This window comes from Candidatus Melainabacteria bacterium RIFOXYA2_FULL_32_9, assembly GCA_001784615.1.
Lineage (GTDB): Bacteria > Cyanobacteriota > Vampirovibrionia > Gastranaerophilales > UBA9579 > UBA9579.
Window position 1 is genome coordinate 697 of the sequence record MFRQ01000094.1, and the last position, 7146, is coordinate 7842.

Consider the following 7146-nt stretch of genomic DNA (forward strand, 5'->3'; position numbering starts at 1 on the left):
ATAAATTTGTCATTATTTTAAGTAAAATCTACAAAAACCTTTTGTATAAAATATAAAAAATTTGACAAAACATTAAAAGAAAAATATTATTCATATTGATATTAGAATATACAAATATTTGATAAAGATGGAAAAAATACTCGAAAATACAGAAAAAGCAAATGAATTAGCATTCATTTTTAAGGCATTATCTCATCCAATAAGGGTTCAGATGATAGCCGGACTTATTAAAAACGATGAATGTAATGTTACTAAAATGGTAGAGAATCTTAAAGCGTCTCAACCTACTATATCTCAGCATATTAATGTTCTTAAATCGTCAGGTATAGTTAAAGGTTATAGAAAAGGTAATCAGATTTGCTATAAAATTGATAATGATACAGTTAGAAAAATTTATAGTGTTATATCATAGGTTTTTTACGTAATAAGGGTTAGAGAAATTCTTTTTAAGTCCTTATCTACTGAGATAATACGAACTTTAACATTATCTCCAACAGAAACAATTTCATATGGATTTTTGACAAAAGTATTACTCATTTGTGAGATGTGAATAAGCCCGTCCTGATGTACGCCAATATCGACAAAAGCTCCAAAATTAGTTACGTTGGTTACAGTACCCTCTAGTTCCATGCCAGTTTCCAGATCCTTAAGTTCATTTATATCAGAGCTAAATTGAATACTTGTAAACTCTTTCCTCGGGTCTAAACCTGGTTTTTTCAGTTCCTGAGTGATATCTGTTAGAGTTGGCATGCCAACATTTTCAGTTATATAAGAAGATAAGTTAATTTTTGAAGTTAAATCTTCATTTCCAATTAAATTCTTTATATCTACATTTAAATCTTTAGCCATTTTTTCTACTATATGATAACTTTCAGGGTGAATAGCAGAATTATCGAGAGGGTTTTTACTGTTTCTTATTCTTAAAAATCCCGCACATTGTTCAAATGCTTTAGGGCCAAGTTTAGAAACCTTAAGAAGTTCTTTTCTATTCTGGAAAGATTCATTTTTAACTTTATAATTAACTATATTTTGTGCAATTGTCTTTCCTATTCCTGAAACATAGGATAAAAGTTCGACAGATGCAGTATTAAGTTCAACCCCTACTAGGTTTACTGCTGATTCAACGGTTAAATCCAATGATTTTTTAAGTTCTGACTGATTTACATCATGTTGATATTGTCCAACTCCAATAGATTTTGGATCAATTTTCACAAGTTCAGCTAAAGGGTCCTGAAGCCTTCTTGCTATGCTTATCGCTCCTCTTACTGTCACATCAAGATCAGGAAATTCCTTAATAGCAACGTCAGAAGCTGAATAAACTGATGCACCTGCTTCATTAACAACCAGAGATTTAACAGTTAAATTATGTTTTTTGATTATTTCATTTACGAATACACTTGTTTCTTTTGAAGCTGTACCGTTTCCGATAGAAATAAGCTCTACATTATACTTATCGATAAAATTAAGTAAAATATTCTCGGCTTCTTGCTTTTTATTCTGTGGTTCATGAGGAAATATGGCTTTATATTCTTTGAAATTACCACTCTGATCAATAATTACAACCTTGCAGCCACTTCTGAATCCGGGATCTATTCCCATAATTATTTTGTGTCCTGCCGGAGGAGCAAGTAAAAGATTTTTAAGGTTCTTAGAAAATACGTTTATTGCTTCTTTTTCAGCTTCTTCCAGCTTTAAGTTAAATACTTCAGTTTCTATAGAAGGAAAAAGGAGTCTCTTGTAACTGTCTTTTACTGCTTTGATTAAATCTTCACAAAAAATAAAGTTTTTATTCTTTATTACTCTCGATTGGATGAAATCAATAGCCCAGTTATCATCTGTCTCCAATTTGAAAGAAAGAACACCTTCTTTGGCACCTCTTCTGATTGCAAGAATTCTATGTGAAGGAGATTTCTTAACAGGTTCTGAAAAGTTGTAGTAGACTTCAAATTTTGATTTTTTGTCAGACCAATCTTTTTTTACGTTTGAAACAATGAGTCCTTTTGAAACTGTAGAGTTCCTCAGGTAGCTTTTAATTCCTGCATCTTCAGAAATTCTTTCAGCTATTATATCAAGAGCCCCATCTAAAGCTTGTTGAGTTGTTTCAACACCTTTTTCAGGATTAATGTATTTTGATAAAATCTCTTCTTTGGAATTTTTAGGGCTTATTTGCATCCAAATAAAATCTGCTAAAGGTTCTAAGCCTTTTTCTTTAGCAATTGTAGCTCTGGTTCTCTTTTTGGGTTTGTAGGGTAAATATAAATCTTCTAATTTTTGTTTTTCTGTGCAGTTTATAATCTCTTTTTCGAGTCCAGGCGTTAATTTATCTTGTTCTTTAATGGATTGGAGAACAGTTTCTTTTCTTTTTTCAAGCTCAGTATAATATTCGAATTTCTCACTAATATCTTTTATCTGGATTTCGTTAAGTTCACCGGTTTTTTCTTTTCTATATCTTGCAATAAAAGGAATTGTTGCACCATCTTTAAGAAGTTCGACAGTGTTTTTTACGGATATTTCCTTTAAACTCAGGTCTTTAATTATATTCTCAATAATAAGTCGATCATTCATTGTTTTATTTCCTCTAAAATTATATTAGTTTAAATATGGAGTTATTTAAATATTAGCTTTTTGAAGATAGTGAAATGATACAAAGGAGGTATTGCAGGGAGGTATATTTTCTCCGTCGCTGTTGTTTCATCAAATTGACATGAAACAAAGGCTCCTACAAAAACATACCTCCCTGCAACATTCATTATTAGTTTCGAAATAAAATAGTAGTAACATTAGGAGTAAATTATGAATAGTGATAAAGATAAATTAGTAATTAAGATTCTTGGCTCAGGTAGTTGTGTTCCAAGGGTTGAACGTGCTCCTGCCGGATATTTAATAAAATATAAAGATAAAAAATTCTTGCTTGATTGTGGCCCTGGTATTTTACGGCAATTGGTTAAAGCCGGTGAGGATTATAAAGGCCTTACAGGAGTGATATTTAGCCATTTTCATCCTGATCACTCTTCAGACTTTATTCCTTTAATTCAAGCTCTTGATTACACACCAGGTTTTGATAGAAAAGAAGAATTATTGCTGTTTGGACCTCCAGGCTTAGAAAAATTTACTAAAAGCCTTTATGAAGTTTATGATCTTGGCCCAAGAGGATATGACGTTGCTTATATTAAGCTTGACGGGAAATACGGTCTTAATGATGAACTTTTTATTACAGCTATAAAGGGAAATCATACAAAATCAAGCTCAATTATTAAGATAACTTATAAAGATAATAAGGGTAAAGAGAAAGGACTGGTATATTCAGGAGATACCGATTTTGATCCTGCTATTTCAGAATTTGCAAAGGGAATAGATTTGCTTATTCTGGAATGTTCTTTCCCTTATAAAGCAGGTAAACATTTGACTCCTGAAGAAGCAGGAAAAATAGCTCAGGGTGCGCATCCTGATAAATTATTGCTGACGCATTTTTATCCTCCCTGCGATAGTCCTGATATTGATATTCAGGAGATGGTAAAAGAACACTATTCAGGCCAAATTCTTATAGCAGAGGATTTTATGGAGATAATTATCTAGAAAAATCAGATTTTTTAAAGATTTTTATATTTAGAATTATGTCTTTATCATCCACTTGTTCTGGTTTTAAGCCAAATTCTTTCTTGAATATATAATTTTTTTCAACAAAATTACATATCTCTAGACCATAATTCTTGCAGAAATACTGAGATCCATAATCTTTTGTGTCTCTTGAATTAACCAAAATATAATCAGGAGCATTCACCTGCAGATCTTTCACTATATTTTTCTCTCCAAATGTCTCTATATAATTTGGAAGAAGTGAATAATAAAAACCATTTGAGGGTCTATCGGTTAGGAAGTTTACTATAACTCCTTCTGGAACCATTAGTACTGATTTATCTCTAGGAACTTCTGATTTAATATACTCAATCACTTGATTAAGGCCGTAATTTACTTCTATATTTGAATAGATACTTCCTTTTTCTGTTGATATGGGATAGAAATATACTACTTTTGAAACAAGAATAAACCTAACTAAAAATGCAGAGCTTAAGATAATAAAGAAAATTATGCAGGTTATTTTCCAGATTTTCACATCTAAAAATTTGAAGAAATCAGGAATTTTATCAACAAGGAAAACAACATTTACTAACAATGCTATAGGTAATATGTAAGTACCAAAAACGTGTAAATCAACGTGAAAATACGATTTTAATGTTGCTATAATCCCAATAAATGCAAGAAAAATCAGGATTTTATCTTTTAATTCGAGCTCTTGAAAAGCCGTTTTTATGTTTTTAATATGAAATAACTTTTGAGAAAAAACTTTTTGAAATATTAGAAATACTAAAATTATCGTAGTACTTATAGGCAGCCACGAAAATAAGCCTTCCTCAGTATGTTTAAGGATAAATTTAGTAATATCAAACTGTTTTGATAATATAAACGGGTAAACAGTAGTAGCTAATAATTTTACAAAAAACACAATCAATATAACTGCAATAACAGACGAAATCGCCCAAAATGCTTTATCTTTTTTATAATATTTACTATTTTTAAAATTAAACCGGAATTGCTCTGATATATGACCTGTCAAAATAAGCAAAAGATATGTAATTCCTGAGATTATCAGGAATTTTACAAGCATATCAACAAAAAAACTCAAACTATTTTTAAGTATGCCCCAGGTCAAGAAGAACCCTGTGTTGTTCTTATAGAAATATTTAAGAGCATCTGCCCTGGAATAATTATGCATAAGTTGAATATATTTAGTAACATCATCAAGGCTTAAACCTTGATGAATTAACGTTACCCAGCTAACAGCAGGTATTATTAGTAATGAGATAACGCTTATTATTATATATCTTTTAGGAACAGGCTTGATAAATAAAATTATTGACAAAATTATTAGAAATAGTGAATATTCTATTTTTGACAGTATCGAAATGCCTATAAACAGAAAGGATAATGGAATAAATTTGGGGTTACGGCTTTTAAAATAATAGATACAAAATAATACAGATAACAAAAACCCGCTTAAAGCATAAGTAATAGCGTATGCATAAGGAAAAATGTAATTAGTAATAAAATAATGAAAAATAAACAATACCATTAACATCAAAGATATAGCCCAGCTTACCCAGCTTGAAGTAACAGTTCTGGCAATTAAGTATATTGTTGTTAAAATAATTAACGAATTAACAACTCCAGCTGTGTATAGAGTATTTAGATGTTCCCCAAAGAGCTTGAATAACAATGTATTTAGCTGATAAGAAAAAGGCCCGTATAGAATAAAAATATCTTTGTATAAAACCTGCCCTTTTAGCATTGCTGAAGGAACATAAGCTTCTCTTCCGCAATCAATAAGCGGACTCCCTTGATGACCCCAAAATATATAAGAAAGAACAGCAAATATCGCCAATAAAGCTAGGAAAAGTAATATATCAATTCGGTGATTTTTTATTTTTTTAAGAATTTCCAATTTTTATCTCTACCATGTTAGTTCTTATTGATTTTGCAATTCCAATATTAGTAAATTATACTATGTATAAAGGTTTATCAAAAATTTAAAATGATAATGAGTAAGAGTGGATTAATAAGGATCAGGAATGAGAGTTATAAGAGTTTTATTAATTGGATTTTTATGTATATTCTTTAGCTTAACGACATCATTTGCAAATGAAATAAGTGATCAATTCGATCTCAAATTTCAAAAAATTGATGTTAAAGAAACAAATAATGAGCTTCCTAAAAGGGTTTTTAGGAAATTAACTCCTTATAAAGTTAGTTTTAAAAACATAAGCGATGGTCCATTTGAGCTTCATTTCAGTGATGTAAGATTAATTCTTGAACAAGATAATCAATTTTATCCATTGACCCAAAAAGTCGTTTATAAAAAATCAAAAGCTCACCCGATTGTAAGATCAGTTTTAGTAGGCGTGCCCGTTACTCTCGTATCAGGAGGATTATTTACAGTTCCAGTTGTAGGAACCACTTTTTCACTTGGGATTGATACCAATAATACTCTTAAGAAATCACTAGATGGGATTTATTTCGAAAAAAAACTTCTCCAGCTTGGAGAAGTTTTTGATTTTTATGTTTTTGTTTCTGACAAAACATCAGAGGTTAAGGATATATTGGTTAGATAAGTTTCATGTATTGGCTTTCATATATTGGTATTATAGAAATATTATACTCGCTGAGGGCTTGATTCATTGATTTTTGCAGATTCTCAATAGCTTGCACTTCAGTTCTTCCAATAGCAGAAAGGTTGAACATAACACAATTTGCTACGAAAAAAGCATTTTTTTTATAAATAAGAGCCGGATATTCTATGTTTATTTTGTTAGACATAATTTATCCCTAAAAAATGTGCGTATTATTTTTATCGATATTTTTTTTAATAACTTTAGAAAAAATTTTTCCGGATAAATGGTAGCATTTATCTAAAAGCCTTTTATGGAACATACTTTAGGCTTTTTCGTCCATAAAAATATATTGTAAATTTCGGTAATAAAGCCTAATGTTAAATAAACAGTTATTATTTATTGAAATTAAAGGAAAATCCCTAGTAATTTGGAAATACTTTTGATAAAATAATAAAACATGCCGATGTGGCGAAATGGCAGACGCAGTTGACTCAAAATCAACCGGGGCAACCCGTGTCGGTTCAAATCCGACCATCGGCAATCTACTTAAATCATTGCGGGTTATAAAAATGAATTCACAAGTCCTGCAGGCGGGCAAAGCCCGACCTTCGGACTTGCTCATACCTGCTTCGCATGGGGACGTTTTGGATTTGACAGGGCGTTCGATGTGGGTAGGCTGCGAGTCGGAGCGCTGTTCTCCGTTACCAACGAGCAAAACTAAAATAAATGGCAACAACGTCATTAAAGCTGATTTCAGCAGAGCTCAAGCTCTAGCTGCTTAGTAAAATCGGCCACTGAGTAGCCCTAACCGGGCGGGTTGCTTGGTCACTAATCCCGGATGCGTCTGGAATACGAGGGTAAAACCAGACTAAGATTTCCCTCAAAGCCGGGCACGGCTAAATGCTTAGTCTTAGTTTTAGATTACGGTTGTTGATCTGACTGGGATGAAAATTAAAAACAACCTACACTCGTAGATGTC

At 31.4% G+C, this 7146-nt stretch carries 6 protein-coding genes, 1 tRNA gene and 1 other RNA gene; 5 read left to right on the forward strand and 3 right to left on the reverse strand.

Annotation, left to right across the window (positions count from 1 at the left end):
* The first annotated feature begins 127 nt into the window (after window positions 1–127).
* Window positions 128–412, forward strand: a complete 285-nt coding sequence (locus tag A2255_02410) for a hypothetical protein (GenBank protein ID OGI19588.1) — start codon at window positions 128–130, stop codon at window positions 410–412.
* Between the two features lie 5 nt (window positions 413–417).
* On the opposite strand, the gene A2255_02415 is transcribed toward A2255_02410, so the two are convergent.
* Entirely contained in the window at window positions 418–2565 is a 2148-nt protein-coding gene (locus A2255_02415) for an RNA-binding transcriptional accessory protein (protein OGI19589.1), read from the reverse strand.
* A gap of 228 nt (window positions 2566–2793) precedes the next feature.
* Here A2255_02415 and A2255_02420 point away from each other — a divergent pair, with 228 nt between their 5' ends.
* Window positions 2794–3576 (forward strand): hypothetical protein, encoded by a 783-nt coding sequence (locus A2255_02420; protein OGI19590.1) that lies wholly within the window; start codon window positions 2794–2796, stop codon window positions 3574–3576.
* Here A2255_02420 and A2255_02425 read toward each other — a convergent pair.
* Window positions 3569–5500, reverse strand: a complete 1932-nt coding sequence (locus tag A2255_02425) for a hypothetical protein (GenBank protein OGI19591.1) — start codon at window positions 5498–5500, stop codon at window positions 3569–3571. The two genes, A2255_02420 and A2255_02425, sit on opposite strands and share 8 nt — an antisense overlap.
* A 127-nt stretch (window positions 5501–5627) precedes the next feature.
* Here A2255_02425 and A2255_02430 point away from each other — a divergent pair, with 127 nt between their 5' ends.
* Window positions 5628–6167 carry a hypothetical protein gene (locus A2255_02430; protein OGI19592.1) on the forward strand — a complete coding sequence of 180 codons (540 nt, stop codon included), beginning with the start codon at window positions 5628–5630 and terminating at the stop codon, window positions 6165–6167.
* Here the strand turns inward: A2255_02430 and A2255_02435 are convergent.
* Entirely contained in the window at window positions 6160–6372 is a 213-nt protein-coding gene (locus A2255_02435; GenBank protein OGI19593.1) for a hypothetical protein, read from the reverse strand. The two genes, A2255_02430 and A2255_02435, sit on opposite strands and share 8 nt — an antisense overlap.
* Before the next feature lie 254 nt (window positions 6373–6626).
* On the opposite strand from A2255_02435, the gene A2255_02440 reads away from it, so the two are divergent.
* Window positions 6627–6707 (forward strand) — tRNA-Leu (locus tag A2255_02440).
* Between the two features lie 95 nt (window positions 6708–6802).
* Window positions 6803–7146, forward strand: a transfer-messenger RNA (tmRNA) gene (gene ssrA, locus A2255_02445); the annotation flags it as partial.

Coding starts and splice junctions, on each gene's coding strand:
- A2255_02420 (OGI19590.1), top strand. CDS start 2,794: ATGAATAGTGATAAAGATAAATTAGTAATTAAGATTCTTGGCTCAGGT.
- A2255_02410 (OGI19588.1), top strand. CDS start 128: ATGGAAAAAATACTCGAAAATACAGAAAAAGCAAATGAATTAGCATTC.
- A2255_02430 (OGI19592.1), top strand. CDS start 5,628: ATGAGAGTTATAAGAGTTTTATTAATTGGATTTTTATGTATATTCTTT.
- A2255_02415 (OGI19589.1), bottom strand. CDS start 2,565: ATGAATGATCGACTTATTATTGAGAATATAATTAAAGACCTGAGTTTA.
- A2255_02435 (OGI19593.1), bottom strand. CDS start 6,372: ATGTCTAACAAAATAAACATAGAATATCCGGCTCTTATTTATAAAAAA.